This is a genomic window from Nonomuraea soli (assembly GCF_013761175.1).
Lineage (GTDB): Bacteria > Actinomycetota > Actinomycetes > Streptosporangiales > Streptosporangiaceae > Nonomuraea > Nonomuraea soli.
In genome coordinates this window covers 456,586-479,559 of record NZ_JACDUR010000002.1, presented here as the reverse complement: position 1 = coordinate 479,559, position 22,974 = coordinate 456,586, and the positions used below count along the sequence as shown (strand labels likewise).

The 22,974-nt window shown below is 71.4% G+C and carries 22 protein-coding genes; 16 read left to right on the top strand and 6 right to left on the bottom strand.

Annotated features, from left to right (window positions below; genetic code table 11):
- Positions 1–33 precede the first annotated feature (33 nt).
- Positions 34–1,806 carry an ABC transporter substrate-binding protein gene (locus HNR30_RS09375; RefSeq protein WP_181609363.1) on the bottom strand — a complete coding sequence of 591 codons (1,773 nt, stop codon included), beginning with the start codon at positions 1,804–1,806 and terminating at the stop codon, positions 34–36.
- Positions 1,807–2,047: 241 nt separating this feature from the next.
- Here HNR30_RS09375 and HNR30_RS09370 point away from each other — a divergent pair, with 241 nt between their 5' ends.
- Positions 2,048–3,016, top strand: a complete 969-nt coding sequence (locus HNR30_RS09370; protein ID WP_181609362.1) for a phosphotransferase family protein — start codon at positions 2,048–2,050, stop codon at positions 3,014–3,016.
- A gap of 2 nt (positions 3,017–3,018) precedes the next feature.
- Here HNR30_RS09370 and HNR30_RS09365 read toward each other — a convergent pair whose 3' ends face one another.
- A complete protein-coding gene (locus HNR30_RS09365) occupies positions 3,019–4,035 on the bottom strand; it encodes an anti-sigma factor (RefSeq protein WP_181609361.1) in 1,017 nt (338 codons plus the stop codon).
- The gene (gene sigK / locus HNR30_RS09360; protein ID WP_376771739.1) at positions 4,032–4,604 is read right to left on the bottom strand and encodes an ECF RNA polymerase sigma factor SigK; all 573 of its coding nucleotides are present in this window, start codon (positions 4,602–4,604) and stop codon (positions 4,032–4,034) included. Before sigK ends, HNR30_RS09365 begins: the two co-directional genes overlap by 4 nt.
- Positions 4,605–4,734: 130 nt before the next feature.
- Between sigK and HNR30_RS09355 the strand changes: the two genes are divergently transcribed.
- The 4 genes from HNR30_RS09355 to HNR30_RS09340 all read left to right on the top strand — a co-directional run bounded on the left by HNR30_RS09355 (position 4,735) and on the right by HNR30_RS09340 (position 8,838).
- On the top strand, positions 4,735–5,376 hold the full coding sequence (locus tag HNR30_RS09355) for a hypothetical protein (RefSeq protein ID WP_181609359.1): 642 nt from the start codon (positions 4,735–4,737) through the stop codon (positions 5,374–5,376).
- A complete protein-coding gene (locus tag HNR30_RS09350; RefSeq protein WP_181609358.1) occupies positions 5,370–6,584 on the top strand; it encodes a S8/S53 family peptidase in 1,215 nt (404 codons plus the stop codon). The genes HNR30_RS09355 and HNR30_RS09350 overlap by 7 nt, the downstream gene beginning before the upstream one ends.
- A gap of 78 nt (positions 6,585–6,662) precedes the next feature.
- Positions 6,663–8,000: a class II 3-deoxy-7-phosphoheptulonate synthase gene (locus HNR30_RS09345; RefSeq protein ID WP_181609357.1), complete on the top strand. Its 1,338-nt coding sequence runs from the start codon at positions 6,663–6,665 to the stop codon at positions 7,998–8,000.
- A gap of 70 nt (positions 8,001–8,070) precedes the next feature.
- A complete protein-coding gene (locus tag HNR30_RS09340) occupies positions 8,071–8,838 on the top strand; it encodes an SAM-dependent methyltransferase (protein ID WP_181609356.1) in 768 nt (255 codons plus the stop codon).
- An 82-nt stretch (positions 8,839–8,920) separates the two neighbouring features.
- Here the strand turns inward: HNR30_RS09340 and trxA are convergent, their stop codons facing one another.
- Together trxA and HNR30_RS09330 are read right to left on the bottom strand one after the other, a co-directional pair.
- Positions 8,921–9,298 (bottom strand): thioredoxin, encoded by a 378-nt coding sequence (trxA, locus tag HNR30_RS09335; RefSeq protein ID WP_181609355.1) that lies wholly within the window; start codon positions 9,296–9,298, stop codon positions 8,921–8,923.
- Positions 9,299–9,367: 69 nt separating this feature from the next.
- Positions 9,368–9,559 (bottom strand): hypothetical protein, encoded by a 192-nt coding sequence (locus HNR30_RS09330; RefSeq protein WP_181609354.1) that lies wholly within the window; start codon positions 9,557–9,559, stop codon positions 9,368–9,370.
- A 234-nt stretch (positions 9,560–9,793) separates the two neighbouring features.
- Here HNR30_RS09330 and HNR30_RS09325 point away from each other — a divergent pair, with 234 nt between their 5' ends.
- From HNR30_RS09325 to HNR30_RS09315, 3 genes are all read left to right on the top strand, one after another.
- Positions 9,794–12,181: an ExeM/NucH family extracellular endonuclease gene (locus HNR30_RS09325; RefSeq protein ID WP_181609353.1), complete on the top strand. Its 2,388-nt coding sequence runs from the start codon at positions 9,794–9,796 to the stop codon at positions 12,179–12,181.
- A gap of 68 nt (positions 12,182–12,249) precedes the next feature.
- A complete protein-coding gene (locus tag HNR30_RS09320) occupies positions 12,250–13,641 on the top strand; it encodes a pentapeptide repeat-containing protein (protein WP_181609352.1) in 1,392 nt (463 codons plus the stop codon).
- A 10-nt stretch (positions 13,642–13,651) separates the two neighbouring features.
- Complete coding sequence (locus HNR30_RS09315; protein WP_181609351.1) at positions 13,652–14,317, top strand: permease prefix domain 1-containing protein; 666 nt, start codon at positions 13,652–13,654, stop codon at positions 14,315–14,317.
- On the opposite strand, the gene HNR30_RS09310 is transcribed toward HNR30_RS09315, so the two are convergent.
- Positions 14,283–14,621 carry a helix-turn-helix transcriptional regulator gene (locus HNR30_RS09310; protein WP_220133474.1) on the bottom strand — a complete coding sequence of 113 codons (339 nt, stop codon included), beginning with the start codon at positions 14,619–14,621 and terminating at the stop codon, positions 14,283–14,285. The genes HNR30_RS09315 and HNR30_RS09310 overlap by 35 nt on opposite strands.
- Before the next feature lie 52 nt (positions 14,622–14,673).
- On the opposite strand from HNR30_RS09310, the gene HNR30_RS09305 reads away from it, so the two are divergent.
- The 8 genes from HNR30_RS09305 to HNR30_RS09270 all read left to right on the top strand — a co-directional run bounded on the left by HNR30_RS09305 (position 14,674) and on the right by HNR30_RS09270 (position 22,889).
- Complete coding sequence (locus HNR30_RS09305) at positions 14,674–15,831, top strand: cytochrome ubiquinol oxidase subunit I (protein WP_181609349.1); 1,158 nt, start codon at positions 14,674–14,676, stop codon at positions 15,829–15,831.
- A gap of 12 nt (positions 15,832–15,843) precedes the next feature.
- Positions 15,844–16,575, top strand: a complete 732-nt coding sequence (locus HNR30_RS09300) for a cytochrome d ubiquinol oxidase subunit II (protein WP_181609348.1) — start codon at positions 15,844–15,846, stop codon at positions 16,573–16,575.
- 9 nt (positions 16,576–16,584) lie between these two features.
- Positions 16,585–18,384: a thiol reductant ABC exporter subunit CydD gene (gene cydD, locus HNR30_RS09295; protein ID WP_181609347.1), complete on the top strand. Its 1,800-nt coding sequence runs from the start codon at positions 16,585–16,587 to the stop codon at positions 18,382–18,384.
- Positions 18,385–18,560: 176 nt separating this feature from the next.
- Complete coding sequence (gene cydC, locus HNR30_RS09290; protein ID WP_181609987.1) at positions 18,561–20,312, top strand: thiol reductant ABC exporter subunit CydC; 1,752 nt, start codon at positions 18,561–18,563, stop codon at positions 20,310–20,312.
- 64 nt (positions 20,313–20,376) lie between these two features.
- Complete coding sequence (locus tag HNR30_RS09285; protein ID WP_181609346.1) at positions 20,377–20,982, top strand: hypothetical protein; 606 nt, start codon at positions 20,377–20,379, stop codon at positions 20,980–20,982.
- Positions 20,979–21,284 carry a transcriptional regulator gene (locus HNR30_RS09280; RefSeq protein WP_181609345.1) on the top strand — a complete coding sequence of 102 codons (306 nt, stop codon included), beginning with the start codon at positions 20,979–20,981 and terminating at the stop codon, positions 21,282–21,284. Before HNR30_RS09285 ends, HNR30_RS09280 begins: the two co-directional genes overlap by 4 nt.
- Positions 21,281–22,159, top strand: coding sequence for an ABC transporter ATP-binding protein (locus HNR30_RS09275; RefSeq protein ID WP_181609344.1), 879 nt, complete (start codon positions 21,281–21,283; stop codon positions 22,157–22,159). The genes HNR30_RS09280 and HNR30_RS09275 overlap by 4 nt, the downstream gene beginning before the upstream one ends.
- Positions 22,152–22,889 (top strand): ABC transporter permease, encoded by a 738-nt coding sequence (locus tag HNR30_RS09270; protein ID WP_181609343.1) that lies wholly within the window; start codon positions 22,152–22,154, stop codon positions 22,887–22,889. Before HNR30_RS09275 ends, HNR30_RS09270 begins: the two co-directional genes overlap by 8 nt.
- Positions 22,890–22,974: the final 85 nt, after the last annotated feature.

Here is a 22,974-nt window from a genome sequence, read left to right as displayed (position 1 = left end):
TCGCGCAGCTGCGCGAGGGGGCGGGTCAGACAGTCAGGAGCCGTTGGTCTGGAGCTGGGTCAGCGTCTCGAAGCCGCCCATCTCGAACCAGTGGCGCCAGAACACGGCCGGGTACTTGTTCGCGCCGCCGTCGGCGCCCCAGTTCTTCCACACGCCGTTGCTGGCCTGCGACCAGACGCCGTTGTACCAGAGCGGGATGGCAGGCAGCTCGTCCAGGTGGATGGCCTGGAGCTGCGAGATGACCTTCTTCATGCCCTCGACGTCGTCGGTCTTGACGGCGTCGAGCTGCTGGACGAGGTCCCACGCCTGCTTGTTCTCGTACCGGCCGAAGTTGACGGTGTTCTGCACCTCGTTGACCGGCTGGCGGAACAGGTAGTCGTAGTAGGTCCACGGGCTGACCGACAGCTGGCGCTCGTTGTTGATCACCAGGTCGAACTTGCCGGCGTTGCGTGCCTCGAGGAGCGCGGGGAAGTCGGGGGTCTCGGCGGTGACGTCGATGCCCGCGGCCTTGGCGCTGGTCGCGATGACGCTGGCCGACTGGTTCCAGTCGCTCCAGCCGGCAGGGGTGATCAGCTTGAGGCTGATCTTGCTGCCGTCCTTGTTCTCCACCAGGCCGTCGCCGTCGGTGTCCTTGTAGCCGGCGTCGGCGAGCATCTTCTTGGCGTTGTCGGTGTTGAAGGTGAAGCCCTTCTCGCCGATGACCGCCTGGTCGTCGAAGTCCTTCCAGCCGGGCAGCAGACCGGTCGGGCTGGCGGCCTGGACCACCTCGCCGTAGACGTTCTTGACGATGCTCGGCACGTCGACCGAGGTCGCCAGCGCCTTGCGGAAGGCCGCGTCGTTCAGCGGCTTCTTGGTGGTGTTGGGCACCAGCCACGCGGTGTTGGCCGACAGGTTGTACGGCGCCTGCGGGTAGTAGGTGTGGATGCCCGAGGCCTCACCGGCGATGCGGTTCATGCCGGGGATGTAGTTGTTGGCCAGGTCCAGCTGCTTCTGCATGAACAGGCCGAGGGCGACTTCGTTGCTCGGGGTGACGATGTGCACGAAGTACTTGGGCTTGGGCTCCATGTTCAGGGCCGTCTTGCCCCACCAGTCGTCGCGGCGCTGGTAGACGACGCGGTCGTCGGCGTGGCTGAGGTACTTGTAGGCGCCCGTGCCGACCGGGTTCTCGTTCATCCCGGTGAGCACGTCCTTGTCGTCCTTGCCCTCCCAGAGGTGCTGCGGCACGATCGCCCGCTGGTAGAGCTCGAAGTCCCACTGGCTGTACTTGGCGGTCTTGAACTTCACCGTGACGGTCTGGTCGTCGGTGGCCTCGACGGCCTCCAGCCAGTCCCACACGTGGGCGAAGGCGCTGCCCTTGATCTTGCCGAGCCCGTAGGTGAAGGCGACGTCCTTGGCGGTGAACGGCTTGCCGTCGTTCCAGGTGACGCCCGAGCGGAGCTTGACGACGTAGGTCTTGTCGTCGGTCCAGCTGCCGCTCTCGGCCAGCCACGGCGTCAGCTTCTTGGCGTTGGTGTCGAAGTGGAACAGGGTCTCGTAGACCAGGCCGACCGTTCCGGTGGCGTGGTTGCCCTCGTCCATCGGGTTGAAGTTGGCGGGCGGACCCCACATCGTTCCCGTGGAGTAGAGAGTCTCGTTGCGGGGGAACTCCCCTGCTTGGGCCGGCTGCTGCGCCGGCTGGGTGGCCGGCGGAGCGGAACCGCCCGGCGAGGCCTGCCCGCCGGTCTGCGGCGTGCCGCCGGATGAGCAGGCGGCTACGGCCAGACCCGCCGCGACTAAGGGCGTGAGTAACCGCCAACTGTTGCGCATGGAATTCTCCTTCGTCTCTGATCCGGCCACACCCGGCAGAGTTGTCCTCGAGCACCAGCCCCCGAAGGTCTGCTGTGATGGGAGCGCTCCCATTTGGCGAGGCTCGCCTCGCACCAATCAGGTAACGCGACCGTAAAATCGGCGCTTCTCTGTGTCAATAGACCCAGGAAGCGCGTGACATATCCGCAATGTTAGGCTTTCGGCACCCAATGGGAGCGCTCTCACCCGTACGCTCTCCCCCATGGAGAGCATGACCAAGCGGCGTCTCACCCCCGAAGAGCTCGACGCCCTGGCCAGACGCGCGACAGGCGCCGCAATCGTCACCTCGGCCGAACTGACCGACGGCTTCGCCAACGCCGTGTGGCGGCTGTCCCTCGACGACGGCCGCGACGTCGTGCTCAAGCTGTCGCCTCCTCCAGAACTCGAACAGCTCACCTACGAGCGCGACCTGCTGCGCATGGAGGCACGCGCCTACGAACTGGCGGGAGCGGCGGGCGTGCCGCTGGCCGACCTCGTGGCGGCCGGATTCGACGACCCCGTGCTGGGCGGCGACTACCTCGTCCTGTCGGCGCTCACCGGCACGTCGTGGAACCAGGTGCGGCTCCCCGACGAGACCCAGGCGGCGCTGCGCCGCGAGCTCGGCGGGCACATGGCCAGGTTCAACTCCGTGCGCGGCGACGTCTACGGCTACCCGCACAGCGGCATCACCGGCGCCACCTGGCGCGAGGCCTTCCTGGCGATGGTGGAGGCGCTGCTGAAGGACACCGAGCGCTACCCGACCGAGCTGCCGGTGCCGGAAGCCGAGATCCGCGACCGGGTGCACCGCTCCGCGCCCGCCCTCGACGCGGTCACCGAACCCCGGCTGGTGCACTTCGACATCTGGCCGGGCAACGCCTTCGTGGACCTGTCGGGCGGCACACCCCGCATCCAGGCCGTCATCGACCTGGAACGGGCCTTCTGGGGCGACCCGCTGGCCGAGCTGATCACCCCGACGATCTTCGCCGAGGTCGACCCCGCCGACCCGTTCCTGGCCGGCTACCGCGAGATCGCCCCGCTCGAACTGGATCCGGTCAGGCTCGACCTGTACCGGGCCTACCTCTACCTGATCCTGCTGGTCGAGAACGGTCCGCGGCAGTACCCGGAGGAGGAGTACGCACCCTTGCGCGACGCGGCGAGCAAGGGCCTCACCGAGGCGCTCGCCCGGCTCTAGGCCTACGCCTGGGGCAGCTCCGCGAACAGGATCGGCGTCGTCGTCGGCCTGCTCGACCCTCCGGCGGGCTCGACGGTCAGGCCGATGTGCCGGTCGTCGCCGAGCGGCCGGGCGAACACCGGCACGGTCGTGCCGTCGGTGCCGCCGCCGTCTCGGGTGAGCAGCCCGGCGGGACGCGGGCCGTCGGGACCCATCAGCCACAGCTCGTAGACCCGCCCGTCGCCCAGTTCGGGCAACCCGGAGGAGGTGAAGACGAGCCTGCCGCGGTCGCGTGAGTAGACGACGGTGGCGGTGCCTCCCGAGGTGACGGGACGGCGCACGGTCCGGGCGTCGGGGGCGGCGAGCACGGAGACGAGTTCCCGCTGGGCGGTGAGACTCCGGTCGAGCTCGCCCCGGGTGTCGTAGGCGATCACGCCGAGCGTGACAGCAGCGGCGGCAGCGGCCGCGGTGAGGCTGAGCGCCAGCCGGGTGCGCCACGGCGTACGGCCGCGCATCTCGACCACGTCACCACCGGCCCCGCCCGGACCCGCGCCACCGGGACCCGCGCCACCGGGACCCGCGCCACCGGGACCCGCGCCACCGGGACCCGCGCCACCGGGACCCGCACCGCCGGGACCCGCGCCGGGATCGGCGCCCGGGACGGGCGGCTGCGGGAGCGGGATCGCGCGGGCCTGGAACCGGACGGTCTCGCCCTCCCCTGGCGGGGCCTGGAACCGGACGGTCTCCTGCCCGCCCGGCGAGGCCTGGGTGCGCCCTGCTCCGTCGGGGAAGGGCAGCACCCGCGTCGGGTCAGGGGCCGCCTGCCGTACGTGCTTGACCGCCGCCAGGACGCGGCCGCGCAGGGCGGCGGGGGGCGGCTCGGCGACGGCCAGGGCCAGGCGCGCCGCCGTCTCCCGCAGGGCCCTGACCTCGTGCGCGCACTCGTCGCACCCGTCGGTGTGCTGCTCGAACCGCGTCACCTCGGATCCGGTCAGCGCGTGCAGCGCGTAGGCGCCGGACAGGGTGTGGATGTCGGTCATCGTTCGACTCCCATGCAGTCGCGCAGGCGGACCAGACCGTCGCGCATCCTGGTCTTGACCGTGCCCAGGGGCACCCGCAGCAGCCCCGCGACCTCGGGATAGCTGTAGCCGCCGTAGTAGGCGAGCGTGACGGCCTCCCGCTGGACCTCCGACAGCCCGCCCAGGCAGCGCCGTACCCGCTCGCCGTCCAGGCGCACCGCGACCTCCTCGACGACCTGGTCGTGGGCGATCTCGACGGAGCGCACCCCGACCCGGTAGTCGCGCTCGCCCGAGGCCTGGCTGGAGCGCACCCGGTCCACCGCCCGCCGGTGGGCCATGGTCAGCACCCACGAGAGCGCGGAGCCGCGTGCCCCGTCGAAGCGCGCGGCGGAGCGCCAGACCTCGACCAGCACCTCCTGGGCGACCTCCTCGGCCTGGGCCCGGTCGCGCACCACGCGCATCACGAGCCCGAAGACGGGCCCGCTCACCCGGTCGTAGAGCCGTTCGAAGGCGGCCTCGTCCCCGCACGCGACCCGGACGAGCAGGTCGTCGAGATCGCGGGACACCAGTGTGTCTGTCACGCGAGTGATTCGGCAGGGTGACCCCGGCGGATGCCGACTTGCCTCGCGACTTCGCGGGGCCTGTGGCGCGTGACCATAAAGAGACGCCAAGAGCCTAGTGTCCTCTTTCGTGCCCGCTAATTCCTCTTTGATCACTCTGGTGGCCATTGTCGGAAGTCTCTGCTGCCTCACCGCCGGAGCCATCGGGCTCGTCTTCGAGCTCACCCGGCCGCCGGCGAGCACGCAGGCGGCCGAACTCGGCACGATGGAACAGGCCGACCGCTGGCGCACCTGGAACGCCGACCGGATCTTCCCCCGGATGCAGGGCCAGGGGGCGCGGCTGTACGCGGTGCGGCTGGGCATCGCCCAGGAGAGCGGCTGCGCCGACGGGCTCAACCCGGTCGCGCAGGCGATCGTGTGGGAGCCCGGATGCGAGCGTGTCCTGCGGGCGACCTACAGCGACAGGAACGGGAGCCTGCTGGCCACCGTCGCGATCGTCGTCATGCGCGACGAGCACGCGGCCGCGTCGGTCGCCGAGGCGGGGCTGGCCGGTCCGCGCCCCGCCGCCTTCCCCGGCACCCTGGCCGCCCGCTTCGGCGACGCCCAGGCGCAGCAGCACGTCATGGAGCGGCAGGGGCGCTACCTGGTGATGGCCGCCGTCGGCTATCCGGACGGGCGACCGGCGCTGGCGCACGCCGCGCGGTCGGTGTTCGGCTTCGCCGGGCGTCTGGTGGACGACACGTTGCTTCCGCTGGCCTCGGCCGGCGACCCCTGCCGAGCCGTCGAGGTGGTGTCATGTTGACCAAGTCCGTGGCCTGCGTGACCGCCGCCCTCGCCCTCGCCTGGGCGCCCAGCGCGCAGGCCACCCGCGACTTCGCCGCGGCGCAGCGCGTCACCAAGGGCGCGGGGGTGACGGTGGCGCTCCTGTCGTCAGGGGTGGGCTGGGTCGACGGGATCGGGGACTCGTTCAAGGGTGAGCACGACCTGCTCCGCCGTACGAAGGACCCACTCCGCCGTACGAAGCAGGAGGACGGCGACCCGGCGCCCGCCGCCTCCGAAGGCACCGCCGCCCCCGGCGGCCCGTTCGCCGGGCGCGACCCCGCGAAGGTCACCGGCACGCGCCTGGCCGCCCTCCTCACCGCCCCCACCGGCCTGGTTCCCGACGCGAACGTCCTGTCGGTGCGCGTCGAGCCCGACCCCCAGGACTTCGCAGACCCCGAGGCCATGGCCGCCTGGCGCGCCGCCGACCTGCCGGGCGAGCGCTACCTGGAGGCCATCCGCTGGGCCGTCGACCACGGCGCGGGCGTGATCGTCCTCGACAGCGTCTTCCCCGCCCCCGACGAGCGCCTGCGCGAGGCGGTCGGCTACGCCCTGGACGCCAACGCCGTCCTGGTCACCCCCGTCCGCCCCGGCCAGGACCCGCGCTACCCCGCCGGCCTGCCCGGCGTGCTCGGCGTGGCGCCGCTCGGCGACGACGGCAGGCCGGTGTACGAGGCGCGCAACCACGCGGTGGTCCTGTCGGCTCCCGGCCACCCGCGCGACCTGCCCGCCCCTGACGGCTCGACCGGTGCGGCGGACCCGGGCCTGGCCGCGGCCGCCCAGGTGGGAGCCGCCGCCGCGATGCTCCAGTCCCGCTTTCCCGGCATCACCTCCGCCCAGGCCGGCCAGGCGCTCACCGCGACCGCCCGCAGGCCTCACGGCGCGGCGTGGAAGGACAGCGCCGACTTCGCCTACGACACCGCCATCGGCTTCGGCCAGGTCAACCCGGCCGGGGCGCTGATCGAGGCCGAGCGCATCATGTCCGCTCCGGCGGGTCAGGCAGGGGTGCCGGAGGAGACGGTCTTCGGCGGCGGGCCGCCGCCCGCCCCGGTGGCCGCCGGTCACGACGGCCCGCTGTTGTACGGCTCGGCGGCCCTGCTCGGAGCCGGGGCGCTCCTGCTGGCCGGTGTCGTGCTGCTGCTGAGGCGGCACAGCCGCGCGGGCGGGCAGGGCGCGGAGGTCCAGAAGTGACCACCAGGTGGAAATACCTTCTCAGAAAGTGGACACCAGCACCCGACTGGTCGGGCAAATGAAATACCCTCGTATGTCGTGAGCGCACTGAACAATCTCGATTCCTGGCGGGAGCTTCCCGCTGCCCAGCAGCCCGACTGGCCGGACCCGGCGGCGCTGGAGCGCGTGGTCGCCGAGCTGGGAAGCCTGCCTCCGCTGGTCTTCGCCGGCGAGTGCGACCAGCTCAAGAACGAGCTGGCCGCGGTGGCCAGGGGCGAGGCCTTCGTGCTGCAGGGCGGCGACTGCGCCGAGACCTTCGCCGGGGCCACCGCCGACAACGTGCGCAACAAGCTCAAGACCCTGCTGCAGATGGCCATCGTGCTGACCTACGCGGGCCGGGTGCCGGTCGTGAAGATCGGCCGGGTCGCGGGGCAGTTCGCCAAGCCGCGCTCCAAGTCGACCGAGACCCGCGAGGGTGTCACGCTGCCCGCCTACCGCGGCGACATGGTCAACGGCTTCGAGTTCACCGACGAGGCCAGGCAGCCCGACCCCAACCGGCTGCTGAAGGCCTACCACTCCAGCGCGGTGACGCTGAACCTGGCCCGCGCCTTCGCCAAGGGCGGCTACGCCGACCTGCGCCAGGTTCACGCCTGGAACCAGGACTTCGTCGCCGAGTCCCCCGCCGGCCGCCGCTACGAGCAGCTGGCCAGGGAGATCGACCAGGCCCTCGCCTTCATGCGGGCCTGCGGCGCGGAGCCGGAGGAGTTCCACACGGTGGAGTTCTACTCCTCGCACGAGGCGCTCATCCTCGACTACGACCAGGCGCTCACCCGCATCGACTCGCGCACCGGCCTGCCGTACGACGTCTCGGCGCACATGGTCTGGATCGGCGAGCGCACCCGCCAGCTCGACGGCGCCCACGTGGAGTTCTTCTCGCGCATCCGCAACCCGATCGGCGTCAAGCTCGGCCCGACGACCACGCCGGAAGAGGCGATGGCGCTGATCGAGAAGCTGAACCCCGACAACGAGGCGGGCCGGCTGACGTTCATCACCCGCATGGGCGCGTCCAAGATCCGTGAGCACCTGCCCACGCTGGTGGAGAAGGTCTCGGCGAGCGGCGCGCAGGTCGCCTGGATCTGCGACCCGATGCACGGCAACACCTTCGAGGCCGCGGGCGGCTACAAGACGCGCCGCCTCGACGACGTGCTCGACGAGGTCAGCGGCTTCTTCGAGGTGCACCGCGCGCTGGGCACCCACCCGGGCGGCGTGCACATCGAGTTCACCGGCGACGACGTCACCGAGTGCGTGGGCGGCGGCACCGAGATCCTCGAGGACGACCTGGCGCTGCGCTACGAGACGGCCTGCGACCCGCGGCTCAACCGCAGCCAGTCGCTCGACCTGGCCTTCCGGGTCGCGGAGCTCTACCGGTCCGCCTGACACGACTTATCGTGACATAACGGAAAGAGCCTGATTTTTCGGGCTTTGCGAGACACCCTCGGGTACGATCATGCCCGTGAGCCAGTCAGTGCCCGAGGGTGTGGACCCCAGCGTTCCCAACGTCGCCCGCATGTACGACTACTTCCTGGGCGGCAAGGACAACTTCGCCTCCGATCGGGCCGCCGCCGAGCAGGTCATGCGGACCTTCCCGGCGACCGCGCTGTCGGCCCAGGAGAACCGGGCGTTCCTGCGCCGCGCGGTCCGCTTCCTGGTCGACTCGGGTGTGCGCCAGATCGTCGACCTCGGCTCCGGGCTGCCGACGCAGGGCAACACCCACGAGATCGCGCCCGAGGCGCGCGTGGTCTACGTCGACCACGACGCCGTCGTGTGCGCGCACGCGCGCGCCCTGCTGGCCGGCTCGCAGGTCAAGGTGCTGCAGGCCGACGTGCGCGAACCCGACGCCCTGCTCGACGGCCTGCGCGGCCTGATCGACTTCGACGAGCCGGTCGGCTTCCTGATGTTGTGCCTGCTGCACTTCGTGCCGGACGAGCCCGCCTACGACCTGGTCAAGCGGCTGCACGAGGCCAGTGCTCCCGGCAGCCACCTGGTCATCAGCCACGCGATCGACCCCAAGCCCGACCTGACCCCCGACGCGCTGGAGGTCTACCGGCGCAGCACGGCGGCGCTGAACCTGCGCACCCATGCCGGAATCTCGGCCTTCTTCGAGGGCTACGAGCTGGTGGAGCCCGGGCTGGTGCTGCCGAAGGAGTGGCGCCCCGACGGGCCGGTCGACGGACCGCCCGCCCCTGGCTACGCCGGGGTCGGCGTCAAGCGCTGAGCAACCCGAGGCTCTGCGAAACCGGAGGGCCGAGAACCGAAAAGCCCCGCTCGAGGCGGGGCTTTTCCGTGTGCGCCGGGGGTCAGTTCTGCTCGGCGGCCTTCTGCATCTCGTCGGCCAGCTCAGCCTTGATGGCCTCCATGTCGAGCGCCTTGACCTGGCCGATCAGGTCTTCGAGCGCGGGCTCGGGGAGCGCGCCGGCCTGGGCGAAGACCACGATGCCGTCGCGAATGGCCATGATCGTGGGGATCGAGGTGATGTCGAAGCCCTGCGCGAGCGCGGGCTGCGCCTCGGTGTCGATCTTGCCGAAGGTGACGTCCTCGTGCTTGTTCGAGGCCTTCTCGAAGATCGGGGCGAACATGCGGCAAGGCCCGCACCAGGCCGCCCAGAAGTCGAGCAGGACGATCCCCTTGTCGGCGATGTCGTTGAAGTTCGTCTCGGTCACTTCGATGGTCGCCACACGTGGCTCCTCGTCATACGTCGCTGAAGGTACTGGTTACGTCAACCACCTACCCGCGCCGAGCATTCCTCACGAGTCGTCGGAGCGCCGGACGGACAGGAGCAGGATTATCAGGCCCACGAGCCCGACCGCCACCTGCACCGCCGTCAACGCTCCCCCGCTGAACCAGTTGTCCAGCAAACCGAAGTCACGGTCGAAGAACTGCCGGGCCACGAGCCCGCCGAAGCCCTGAATCATGAGGATGACGCCGAGAAAACCCATGACTCCAGTCTCGGAGCGGCGCATGGAACGCGGCATCGGCCACAGGGATGCCCGGCCATCGACTTTAGTCACGATTCGGAGCTGCGCCGATGAACTCTTGACCACGGTGAGGTGTCGCGCGCACACAGATCCCAGCTCCAGCCGCTCATACCTGGCAAGTCATGTCAAAGACACCATTGCGATCTACCTGTAGAAATGTCCGGAACGCTTTCTACGAGGAGATCATCCGTGACCATGACCAGAGGTGCCACAGCGGCCCTGCTCGCGGCGGCGCTGGCCGCCGGAGCCGCCCTCGTGGCCGCCACCCCCGCCTCGGCGGTCTCGCCCGACGTCGTCATCTCCGAGGTGTACGGCGGAGGCGGCAACTCGGGCGCCACCTGGACCCACGACTTCGTCGAGCTGTACAACCTCGGCTCGTCCCCCGTCAGCCTGGCCGGCTGGAGCGTGCAGTACGCCTCCGCCGCCGGCACGTCGTGGCAGGTGACCCCGCTCAGCGGCACCATCGCCCCCGGCAAGCGGCTGCTGGTGCAGCAGGGCGCCGGCGCCGGAGGCACCCAGGCGCTGCCCGCCCCCGACGTGACGGGCTCCATCGCGATGAGCGCGACCGCCGGCAAGGTCGCGCTGGTCACCTCCACCACCGCCCAAGCGGGCGCCGGCGACCCGGCCCTCGTCAAGGACTTCGTCGGGTACGGCACGGCCAACGTCTCGGAGGGCGCCCCCGCCACGGGTGCGTCGAACACGAACTCCGTCAGCCGCGCCGCCTCCCCGGCCGACACCGACAACAACGCCGCCGACTTCACCGCCGGCGCCCCCTCGCCCACGAACCTGGCCGGCCCCGGCGGCGGCGAGCCGACCCCGACGCCTTCGCCAACGCCGACGGCCAACCCGTGCGACACCGCCGTCACCCACCAGATCGCCCAGGTCCAGGGCACCGGCGCGGCCAGCACGCTCACCGGGCAGCAGGTCCGTGTCGAGGGCGTGGTCACCAGGACCTTCACCAGCGCGACGGCCCGCTCGGGCTTCTTCGTCCAGGACGACACGCCCGACGCCGACGCCGCCACCTCCGACGGCGTCTTCGTCTTCGCCCCGTCCTTCTCCGCCACGGCGCTCTCCCCCGGCTCCAGGGTGAAGGTCTCCGGCACGGTCGCCGAATTCGGCGGCGCCACCCAGATCTCCACCGTCACCGCGGTCGACGTCTGCGGCACCGGCACCGTCGAGCCGGCCACGCTCACCCTGCCGATCGCCGCGTCCGACACCTTCGAGCGTCTCGAAGGCGTCCTGGTCAAGGTGCCCGGCAAGCTGACCGTCAGCGAGAACTACTGGCACGCACGCTACGGCCAGCTGCTCGCGGCCACCGGCGGGCGCCTGTTCATCCCGACCGACCGTCCCGGCGTGGACCCGGCGGCCGACGCGCGCCGCTCCCTCGTCATCGACGACGGCTCCTCCGGCCAGAACCCCAATCCCATGCCGCACTATCCGGCGGGCGAGCAGCTGGCCCGCTCGGGCGACGGCGTGAGCGGGCTGGTCGGCGTGCTGAACGAGGGCGCCTACGGCTCCACCAGCACGAACCTGAAGTACCTCGTGCACCCCACCGCCGCGCTGACCTTCACTCGCGACAACGCCCGCACCGCGGCCCCCGCCAAGGTGGGAGGCGACGTGAGGATCGCCAGCTTCAACACCCTGAACTGGTTCACCACGCTCAACGCGGCCGGATACCCGAACCCGCCCTACAACGCGAACTTCACCCCGCGCGGGGCGAACACCGCGACCGAGCGCGACCGCCAGCTGGCCAAGGAGATCGCCACGCTGAAGGCGCTCGACGCCGACGTCGTCAGCCTCATGGAGGTCGAGAACCCGCGGCCCGACCTGGCGGCCACCGGCTTCAAGCCCGAAGCGCTGGAAGCCCTGGTCGAGGCGCTCAACGCCGCGGTCGGCGCCGGCACCTACGCCCTGGTCACGCACCCCGGCCCCGGCACCGACGCCATCGCCGTGGCGATGATCTACAAGCCGGCCAAGGTCAAGCCGGTCGGCGCCCCGAAGACCATCGCCGACCAGCGATTCTTCAACGCCCGCCCGCCGCTGGCGCAGACCTTCCGCTCGGCCGAGAAGGGCTCGCGGCCCTTCACCGTCATCGCCAACCACTTCAAGTCCAAGGGCAGCTGCCCCGACTCGGGTGAGAACGTCGACAACGGCCAGGGCTGCTGGAACGCCCAGCGCGTGCTGCAGGCGCAGGCCGTCCTGGAGATGATCGAGACGCTGGAGCTGCCCAACGCGATCGTCGCGGGCGACCTCAACGCCTACAGCGAGGAGGACCCGATCGAGACCCTGGAGCAGGGCGGGCTGCGCAGCGCCAGCAAGGCGTTCGTCCCCGCGGCCTCCCGCTACAGCTACGTCTTCGGCGGCGCCTCCGGCGAGCTCGACCACCTGATGCTGGCCCACCAGCTCATGAAGCGCGTCACCGGCGCCACGATCTGGCACGTCAACGCGGACGAGGACGTCTACTACGACTACAACGCCGAGTTCAAGACCGCGGGCGACCTGTACAAGGCCGACCCGTACCGCAGCTCGGACCACGACCCGCTGCTGATCGGCCTCGACCTGTTCGGCAAGGTCGACCGCTAGCGGGAACGTCGGGGAGAGGGCAGGCAGATCCATGCCTGCCCTTTTCTTTAAGCGGGTATGACCTTGTCATGGACTGGGTCACCTGCTCGCACTCGCCTGCCTGCACGGGGATCGCGCGCCCGCCGTACGGTCTCTGTCTGTCCCACCTGGCTCCTCACCAGCTCGACGAGGAGCTCGCCGCGATCCGGCCAGGACGCCTGCTCGATCTGCGAGGCACCAGGCTCGACGCCGACCTGCTGGCCCGCGTGGTCGAGGCGGCCGGGCGCCGCCCCGGCCGCACCCGTCTCGACCATGCCCGCTTCCCCGACGAGACACGCCTGTCGGAGCTGGAGTTCGCCGGCGACCTGACGCTCGAGAACGCCAGGTTCGACCGGCTGGCCTCCTTCTACGGCACCCGCTTCCTGGGCAACCTCTCCCTGGCCGGGGCCCGGTTCGGCCGCGAGTTGTCGCTGCACGGCGCCAGGGTGCACGGCTACACCAGCCTGGACCGGGCCATGATCGGCCGTGACGCCCTGTTCGGCGAGGCCGTGTTCGTGCGCGGCCTGTCGTGCGAGCGCGCCAGGTTCGACGGTTTCGCCACCTTCGACGGGGCGCTCATCGGCGAGACGGCCTGCTTCCGGGGCGCCCGCTTCGGCCGTACGCTCTCCTTCCGCAAGGTCGGCGGGTCGGCCGCGTTCGAGGCCGCGCACCTGTGCGGCGACGCCTACCTGTCGTCGGGCGGCCGCGTGTCGCTGGCCAGGGCGCGGGCCGACGGCCTGGTCGACCTGTCGGTGCGCGGCAACGCGGTCGACCTGCGCCGGTTGGAGGTCGGCGGGCAGCTGCTGCTGCGGCTGACCGACGCGCGCGCCGACCTGGAAGGGGCGGTGCTGCGCGGGCGGGCCACGATCTCCGGGCGCGGCCTGGCCGCCGTCGACTCGCTGCGCGCCGTCGACGCCCCCGAGCTGACGCTGCGCGGCCTCGACCTGGCCACCTGCCGCTTCGCGGGGCTGGTGCACCCGGCCGGGCTGCGGGTCAAGGACTGCTCGTTCGCGCTGACCCCGCGCGGGGTGCGGCTCAGCCTGGGCTGGCCGCCGCTGCGCTGGTTCTCGCGCCGCCGTACCCTCGCCGACGAGCACGGGTGGCGCGGGTGGAGTGCCGCCGCCGACCCCGGCGCGACGCCCGACCGGCTCGCCTGGCTCTACACCTCGCTGCGCGAGGGGGTCGACGACGAGCGCACCTCCGCCGACTTCGCCTTCGGGGCGATGGAGATGCGCCGCCAGGCCTCGCGCCGCTGGTGGTTGTCGATGTACTGGCTGTTCGCGGGGTACGGCCTGCGGCTGAGCAGGACCGTGGCCTGGGCGCTCCTGGTCGTGGCGGTGGCGCTGGGGACGGTCATGGTGTCGTCGGCCTCACACGCCTCGCATCGGCCCAGTGGAAAATCAGGGGTTTCCCCGATCCGGACCCCGGCAGCGCGTCCTTAGGCTGAAGGTCATGCTCATCGACGACTACGTGACCGACCTGCGGCGTTCCCTGAACGGGCCGTACGCCGCCAAGCGCGACCTGGTCGTCGAGGCTCGCGACAGCCTGCTCGACGCGGCCGAGAGTTTCGAGGCGGGCGGCATGGACCGGCGTTCGGCCGAGCTGCGCGCGGTCGAGGAGTTCGGACCCGTCGCAGCCATCGCTCCCGGCTTCCAGGAGGAGCTCGTCGCCTGCGCCGGGCGGCGGCTGGCCTGGCTGCTGTTCCTCAGCGTGCCCGCGATCGCCCTGATGTGGGCGCTGGTCTGGCGGGTCTTCCCCTACGACGTGCACGAGTGGGTGAGGCGCCCCGACTGGTTCGTCCCCGCCGCCCGCGCCCTGGACATCGCGCAGCTGTTGTCGGGGGTGGTGGCGGGCGTGCTCATCGTGGCGCTGCGAAGAGGCGCCGACAGCCGCAGGGTGACGCGTGCCCTGGCCTTCTACACTTGGACGCTGCTGGGCGTGACCTTCGGCCTGTCGAGCCTGCTGGTGTACGGCGCGCACGGGCCCCTGGGCTTCAGCGACTACCTGCCAGGCACGCTGATCAGCATGGTCAGCTACGTGGTGGTGGGGGTGCAGGCCTGGCACGCGCTGCAGTGTCAGCGGCTCACCCGGCCGAGCGTGGTTGCAGCACGCTGGTGATGACGCCGGCGAACGACTGCCAGGCCGTGCGCTCGCCCGCCAGATGGGTGCGGCCCGCGGAGGTCAGCCGGTAGGTGCGGCGCTTGCGCCCGCCGACGGTGGCCCACTCGCTGTCGAGGTATCCGGTGCGCTCCAGCCTGCGCAGCGCCGGGTAGACGGTGCCGGTCGGCACGGCCAGCGCTCCTGAGCTGCGTTCCTGCAGGGCCTCGATGATCGCGTAGCCGTGCAGCGGCTCGTGCTCGAGTACGGACAGGATCAGGGCGTCCATGTGGCCGCGCAGGGCATCGGGGTTCACGCTTCCCATCGTACTCATGTAACCATGCTACATGTCGGCTGTCTACATGTAGAGTGTCTACATGGACGTTCTCGACATCGCCCGGCTGCAGTTCGCCCTGACCGGGAGCCTGCACTTCCTGTTCGTCGTGCTGACGCTGGGCCTGGCGCCGCTCGTCGCAATCATGAACACCCGGTGGGCCCGGTCCGGCAACCCGGTCCACGAGGGCATGACGCGGTTCTGGGGCCAGATCTACGTCATCAACTACGCGATGGGCATCGTCACGGGACTGGTGATGGAGTTCCAGTTCGGGCTGTCGTGGAGCGGCCTGGCCCACACCGCGGGCGACGTATTCGGCGCGCCGCTGGCCATGGAGACCCTCGTCGCCTTCTTCCTGGAGTCGACGTTCCTGGGGCTGTGGATCTTCGGCTGGCACCGGCTGCCCAAGTGGCTGCACGTCGCGAGCATCTGGATGGTCGTCCTGACCGCGTACGGCAGCGCGTTCTTCATCATGGTCGCCAACTCCTTCCTGCAGAACCCGGCGGGCGCCACCCGGGTCGGCGACCACCTGCAGCTGACCGATGCCGGGGCGCTGCTGAGCAACCCGCAGCTGGTCTTCGCGCTGCCGCACGTCATCGGCGCGGCATTGTTCACCGGCGGCATGGTCATGATGGGCGCCAGCGCCTACCACCTGCGCCGCCGTACACCCGACCTGGAGCTGTTCACCCGCTCGCTGCGCACGGGCCTGGTGGCCGCCGCCGTCGGCATCCTCCTGGCGGTGGCGATGGGGTACGCGCAGTTCTCGGTGGTCCCCGAGGGCAAGTTCGAGGGGAACACGGGGGCGGGCATCGGGCTCGGCTTCATGATCCTGCTCGGCGAGCTGCTCATGTTCGTGGTGCTGCTGGTCATGCTGCCGATGATCAAAGTGCTGCCGCGCTGGCGGTGGACCCACCCGGTGCTCATCGCCATGACGCCACTGCCGTTCGTCATCTCCATCCTCGGCTGGATGGCGCGCGAGATCGGGCGGCAGCCGTGGATGATCACCGGCGAGCTCACCGTGGCCGACGCCCTGTCACCCGGGCTGACGCAGCCGATGATCGCGATGTCGTTCGCCGGGTTCGTCGGGGTGCTGGCGATGCTCGCCATCGTCGACTACGTGCTGATCGTGCGCGTCGTCAGGCGCGGGCCCGTCGGCACCGCGCTCGGGGCCAGGCCCGCGGAACCCGTGCTGAGCTACTGAGGAGTCGAATCCATGGACATCGTCTGGCTCGCGGTCTTCTCCGCGCTGCTGATCGGCTACTTCGCCCTGGAGGGCTTCGATCTCGGGGTGGGGCTGCTGCTGCCGTTCCTCGGGCGCGACCGCGACAGGCGCGACGCGATGATCGGGGCCATCGCCCCGTTCGTCCTGGCCAACGAGGTGTGGCTGGTGGCGCTGGCCGGCGTGCTGTTCGGCGTCTACCCGTCGCTGGAGGCCGAGGTGCTGCTGGCCCTGTACCCGCTGGTCGTCGTCATGCTCCTGTCGTGGGTGCTGCGCGACGCCGGCCTGTGGTTCCGCCGCCGCATCCCCGCACAGGGATGGCGCTCGTTCTGGGAGTTCGCCATCTTCATCGGCTCGCTCGGCCTGGCCCTCGGATGGGGCATGGCCCTGTTCGCCCTGGCCACCGGCTCGCTCTCCTGGACGGGCCTGGCGCTGGGCGGCTTCGTCGCCGTCGCCTTCGCCTACCACGGCTGGACCTTCCTCGGCCGCCGCCTGACGTCCTTCCCCGGCGGCGGCTCGCCGTGGCTGTCCGCAGTCCTGGCCGCCGCGCCCGCGGTCATCGTCCTTGTCGGTGCGGCAGGATACCTTCTGGAGCACTCGGCCCCGTCGGCGACCTTGACCACGCTCGGGCTTATGGTGGTGCCGTTCGCACCGATCATGGTCGGGGCACAAGTCCTGGTCTGGCGGACCTTCGGGAAGGCCGACCGCATGCCGTCGTTCTTCTAGAGGGAGCTCGTGCACAAAGAGCTGATGGGGCTGCTGCGCACCCACGTGCGCACGCACCTCGTGGTCGCGCTGGCCGCCGCCGTCGTGGCGGGCGTGCTCGTCCTGGTCCAGGCCGAACTCCTGGCCGGGGTGCTGTCGGGCCGCTTCGAGACCGCGGCCCTGCTCTTCCTCGTCCTGGTGGTGGCGCTGCGCGCCCTGCTCGGCTGGGTCCAGGGGGTGCGCTCAGGCCACCTGGCCACCGGCGCCAAATCCGCGCTGCGCCACCGGCTGCTGGCCCGCTTCGCCGAACTCGGCCCGGTCCGGCTGTCGTCGCGCCGCTCCGGCGAGCTCGTCACCCTCGTCGGCCGCGGCCTCGACCGCCTCGACCCGTACCTGACCGGCTACCTGCCCGCCGTCGCCGTGGCCGCCGTCGTGCCCCTGGCGGTGCTGCTGCGCCTGCTCTTCGCCGACCTGACCAGCGCGATCATCGTGCTGGTCACGCTGCCGCTCATCCCGATCTTCGGCGCCCTCGTCGGCATGCACACCAAGGCGGTCACCGAGAAGCAGTTCCACGCGCTGTCGCGCCTCGGCGGGCACTTCCTCGACGTCGTGCGCGGCCTGCCCACCCTGCGCGCCTTCGGCCGCGCCCGCTACCAGGCCGACGTCATCCGCTCCGTCGCCGACGCCCATCGCAGCGCCACCATGCGCACGCTGCGGGTGGCGTTCCTGTCGGCACTGGTGCTGGAGCTGTGCGCGTCGTTGTCGCTGGCACTGGTGGCGGTGCCGATCGGGCTGCGGCTGCTCGGGGGGAGCCTCGACCTGACGTCGGCGCTCCTGGTGTTGCTGCTGGCGCCGGAGGCGTACCTGCCGTTGAGGGTGATGGGGACACGGTTCCACGCGTCGATGGAGGGGGTCGCGGCCGCGGACGCCGCCTTCGCGGTCCTCGCGCCGGAGCCTTCCCCGGCTGGGGGTGAACCTCCCGTGCCCAGCGGCTCCGGTACGGCGAGCACCGGGGGCGGCGCCCGGCGCTCCGGCCACGGCGCCCGTCCACCCGAGATCCGCCTCGAGAACGTCACCGCCCACTACCCCGGCCGCACCGGGGCGGCCCTGGAAGACGTCTCCCTCACCATCACCCCGGGCGAGCGCGTCGCCCTGGTCGGCGAGAGCGGCGGCGGCAAGTCCACCCTCCTCAACCTTCTGCTCGGCTTCCTCACCCCGTCGTCGGGCCGCGTCCTCGTCGACGGCGCCGACCTGCGCGACCTCGACCTCGACCAGTGGCGCGCCGAGACCGCCTTCGTCCCCCAGCGCCCCCACCTCTTCGCGGTCTCCGTCACCGACAACATCCGCCTGGGCGCCCCCGACGCCACCGCCGAGGCCGTACGGCAGGCGGCCGGCCATGCCCACGCCACCCCCTTCATCGACGCGCTCCCCCAGGCCTTCGACACCCTCGTCGGCGAGCGCGGCGCGAACCTGTCGGCCGGCCAGCGCCAGCGCATCGCCCTGGCCAGGGCCTTCTGCCGCCCCGACACCGCGATCCTGCTGCTCGACGAGCCCACCGCCCGCCTCGACGGCCGCAGCGAGGCCGCCATCGTCGAGGCCACCGGCAGGCTGTCGACCGGCCGGACCGCGATCATCGTCGCCCACCGCCCCGCCATGATCGACCTGGCCGACCGTGTCATCCGCGTCCACGAGGGCCGCGTGATCGCCGACTCCGCCGGCGGCCAGGCCGGCGGCGCCGTGCCCCAGGCCGGCGGCGCCGTGCCCCAGGTCGGCGGTCCGGCCGCCTCCGCCCCGCCCGCCACGGGCCCGACCGCCGGGGACTCGCGATGACCTCGAACGACCCCAAGAACCCACCGCACTCCTCGGACACCCCCACCGACCTCCCGGCGCCTACTCAATCAACGCCCGCCCACCCGACGCCCGAGAGAGCGACGCCCGAGGGTCATGCCCCCGAGCAGCCCTCCGGCCCGGCGGCGGACGCTCCTCGCGCCTCGTCGCTCCGCTCCATGCGGTGGCGGCTCGTCTGGGCCGTCCTGGCCGGCGCCGCCGCCGAGCTGGCCGGGGTCGGCCTCATCGCCGCCGCCGCCTGGCTCATCACCCGCGCCGCCGAGCAGCCCCCGCTGGCCGCCCTGAGTGTCGCCATCGTCGCCGTCCGCGCCTTCGCCACCAGCCGCGGCGTCTTCCGCTACGCCGAGCGCCTGACCGGCCACGACGTCGCCCTGCGCGCCCAGGCGGGCACCCGGGAAGACCTCTACGCCTCCCTCATCCCGCCCCAGTCCCCGCGCCACGGCGGCGCCGACCTGCTCAGCCGCATGGTCGACGACACCGAGGCCGTCCAGGATCTCCTGGTGCGCTGCCTCCTGCCCGCCGCGGCGGCGCTGATCACCGCGGTCGCCGCCGTCACCATCGGCCTCACGATCTTTCCCCCGGCCGCCCTCGTGCTCCTCGCCGGCCTGGCGATCGCGGGCGCGTTGCTGCCCGCCGCCACCGCGGCAGGCGCCCGGCGCTGGGCGGCGCGCATCGCCCCCGCCCGCGCGGACCTGGCCGCCCGGACCGCCGACCTGGTGCACGGCGCCGCCGACCTGGCCGCCAGCGGCGCCGGCGACCGCGCCCTGCGCAGCGCTCTGGACGCCGACGCGGCCCTGGCCGCTCTGGAGCGCCGCCAGTCGAGGGTGCACGCGTCGGCGCTGGCGTTCGGCGTGCTCACGCAGGGGCTGACCGTGGCCGCGATCGTCCTGCTGGCTCAGGGCGCGGGCGTCGGTTCCGTGGGCACCGCCGTACTGGCGTTGATGTCGCTGGTCGCCTTCGAGCCCGTCCTGCCGCTGGCCGCGGCGGGTGAGCGCCTGACCGGCATCCTGGCGGCCGTCCGCCGCCTCAGGGAGGTGCGCGCCACCCCGCCGGCCGTCACCGAGCCCGCCCACCCCGCCCCGCTTCCCTCCGCACCGCTGACGGTCGAGGTGAGAGACCTGGTCGTACGGCACGCGGCCCCGCCCGCAGTCACGGCTCCGGCCACGACGACGGCCACGGCCACGGCCACGGGAGCAGGCGACGCCCCCCACCCCGAGCCCGCCACGCCTGCCGCCGCCGTCGACGGTGTCAGCCTCGCCCTCACCCCCGGCAAGCGTGTGGCCCTGGTCGGCCCCAGCGGCGCGGGCAAGAGCACCCTCCTGGCCGCCCTGATGCGCCTGGTCGAGCCCGAGTCCGGCACGATCACGGTCAACGGCGCCGACGTCCGCGACCTCGGCTCCGACGACGTGCGCACCCTGATGACCGGCCTCACCCAGGACCCCTACGTCTTCCAGACCACCCTGCGCGCCAACCTCCAGCTCGCGGGCCCCGGCAAGAGCGAGGAGGCCCTGGAGGCAGCCGTACGGCAGGCGAAGCTCCAGACGTGGGTGCGTTCCGTCGGCTGGGAGGCCGAGCTGGGCGAGGACGCGCGGACCGTCTCCGGCGGCCAGCTCCAGCGCCTGGCCCTGGCCAGGGCCCTGCTCTACGATCCCCCGGTGCTCCTGCTCGACGAGCCCGCCGAGGCGCTCGACGAGCAGACCGCCGACGAGCTGATGGCCGACCTGCTGGACGCGACGCATGGCCGTACGACCCTGCTGGTCACCCACCGCCTGCGCGGCCTGGAGCAGGTCGACGAGATCCTGGTGCTGGAGCACGGCCGCGTGATCCAGCGCGGCACGCACCGCGAGCTGGTGGAGCGGCCCGGCTACTACCGGGATCTGTGGGAGTCGGAGATGCTCACCCGCCGCTGATCCCTGGCCGATTCACGGCACTTGGGGTTTTCGTGGCAGAGAGGTTTGTGATACAAACTGGTTTATGGATGAAGTCAGCCTCAGCCCCGACGAGACCTTGCGGCTGATCGAGGAACAACGCAAGGCGGTCCGCCACGACCTGATCCCCAACCCGCTGTTCACCTACGTGCCGTGGGGCGCGGCCTGGTTCGTCGGCTATCTCGCCTTCTTCCTGGCCTACGGGGTGGACTCGGCGGGGATCTCCTGGCAGCTGGCGCTCGCCATCTTGATGGGCGGCCAGATCCTGGCCGGGAGCGCCATGGTCTACGGCACCACCCGCTCCAGCCTGCGGGTCAAGGGCCACACGTCCCAGCGCGGCGCGATGTACGGCATCGCCTGGTTCGTCGGCATGGCGGTCATGGGCTGGGTCTGCTCGACGTTCGTGATCCACCTCGACCAGAACCTGGTCGGGCTGCTGTTCTCCACCTGCTCGCTGATGATCGCGGCCGTGCTCTACATGGCCGGGGGCGCGATCTGGCTCGACTGGACGATGTTCTTCGTCGGCACCTGGATGGCCGTCGTGGTGGGCATCGCCGCGGCGGTCGGCCAGCCGTACGCCTATCTGCTCTTCGCCATCCTGGTCGGCGGGGCCTTCATGGGGGTGGGCGTCATCAGGAGGCATCGCCGATGACGGCCGTGCCCGAACTCGACCCGGTCATCCACGCTCAGGCGCGGCTGCGCGTCGTGGTGACGCTCAGCGCCCTGCCCGGCGGGGATCGGGTCTCCTTCCCCAGCCTCAAGAAGATGCTGGACCTGACCGCGGGCAACCTGTCGGTCCACCTGACGAAGCTCGAGGAAGCGGGCTACGTCGAGATCACCAAGGCCCACGAGGGCCGCACGCCGGTCACCTACGTCGCCCTCACCAGGCGCGGACGGCTGGCATTCGAGGAGTACACCGAGGCGCTTCGAGCGCTGCTTGGAGGAGTCACGTGACGGTATTAACCAGGACGATAGAGGTCACCCGCACCTATGGTGACGTAACCGCCCTGGACGGGGTTTCGCTGGAGATCCACCAGGGGGAGCTGGTTGGCCTGCTCGGTCCGAACGGCGCCGGCAAGTCCACACTGATCAACCTGCTCGTGGGCCTGCGCCGCCCCACGAGCGGCACGGTCGAGCTGCTCGGCGGCTCACCGATGGACGCCTCCGTACGGCGGGGCATCGGCGTCACGCCGCAGGAGACCGGCCTGCCGACCTCGCTGAAGGTGGGCGAGACGCTCGACTTCGTCGCCCGGCACTACCCGGTGAACCGCAAGGACGAGGTGGTCGAACGCTTCGGCCTGGCCGACCTGATCAAGCGCCAGATCGGCTCGTTGTCCGGCGGCCAGCGCAGAAGGGTCGGCGTGGCGCTCGCGTTCGTGGGCGACCCAAAGATCGTCTTCCTCGACGAGCCGACCACCGGCCTCGACGTGGAGGCGCGCAGGGCCCTGTGGGACGGCATCCGCGCCTTCCACGCCGACGGCGGCACCGTCCTGCTGACCAGCCACTACCTGGAGGAGATCGAGGCGCTGGCCCAGCGCGTCGTCGTGGTCGGCGGCGGACGGGTGCTGGCCGACGACACCGTGCAGGCGGTCAAGCGCTTCGTCGGGGTCAGGAAGGTGTCGCTGGCGGCTCCCGAGCTGCCCGACCTGCCCGGCGTGATCGACACGGAGCGGCGCGACGGCCGCTACCACCTGGTCACCGGCGACTCCGACGCGCTGGTGGTGGCCCTGGTCAAGAGCGGCCTGCCGTTCGAGGACCTGGAGGTCCAGCCCACATCCCTGGAAGAGGCCTTCCTGGCCATCACCGCGACGGAGGCGTCCCATGTCTAGCCTGGTCCTGGCCCATACCCGGGTGCAGTTCATCGAGCAGCTGCGGGTGCCGATCGGCCTGGTCGCGGGGGCGTTCTTCCCCGCCGCGGCCTTCCTGGCCTTCGTGGTGCCCAACGTGAGCGATCCGGCGTTCGCACTCGGCGCGACCTGCGCCATGGTGGTCTTCGCGGTGATGTCGACGGGCATGATCGGCCTGGGCATCAACGTCGCCCAGGACCGCGAACTGCCCTGGGACCCCTACCTGCGCACCCTGCCGGCCGGGCCGTACCCCCGGATCGCCGGGCGGGTGCTGACCGCGATGGCCATCTCGCTGCTGGCCATGATCCCCGTCGTGGTGCTCGCGGCCCTGTTCACCGGCGCCACGCTCTCCCCGCCGCGACTGCTGTTCGGGCTGCTGGCCGTACTGGTGATCACGATCCCGTTCATGCTGATCGGGCTGTTCATCGGCTTCCTGTTGCCCGCCAAGGCGGCGATCGGGGTGTCGCAAATCCTTTTCTTCCCGATCGCCATCCTTGGCGGGCTGCTCGGAAACCCCATGGCCATGCCCGCCTTCATCGAGGCGGTGTCCCCCTACATGCCCAGTCGCGGCGCGCTCGAACTTCTGTGGTGGGCCGTGATGGGCATCGAGGTCAACTGGCTCGCCATCGGCATGCTGGGGGTGTGGACGGTGGTGCTGGCGCTCGCCACCGCGTGGGCCTACCGGCGCGACGAGGGGCGCCGCTTCTCCTGACGACCCGCTCCCTCGCAGGTGGGAGGGGGGTGTGCCGCCGAGTCCGCAGCGATCTCGACGGCACACCCGTTCAGCGAGGGGGATC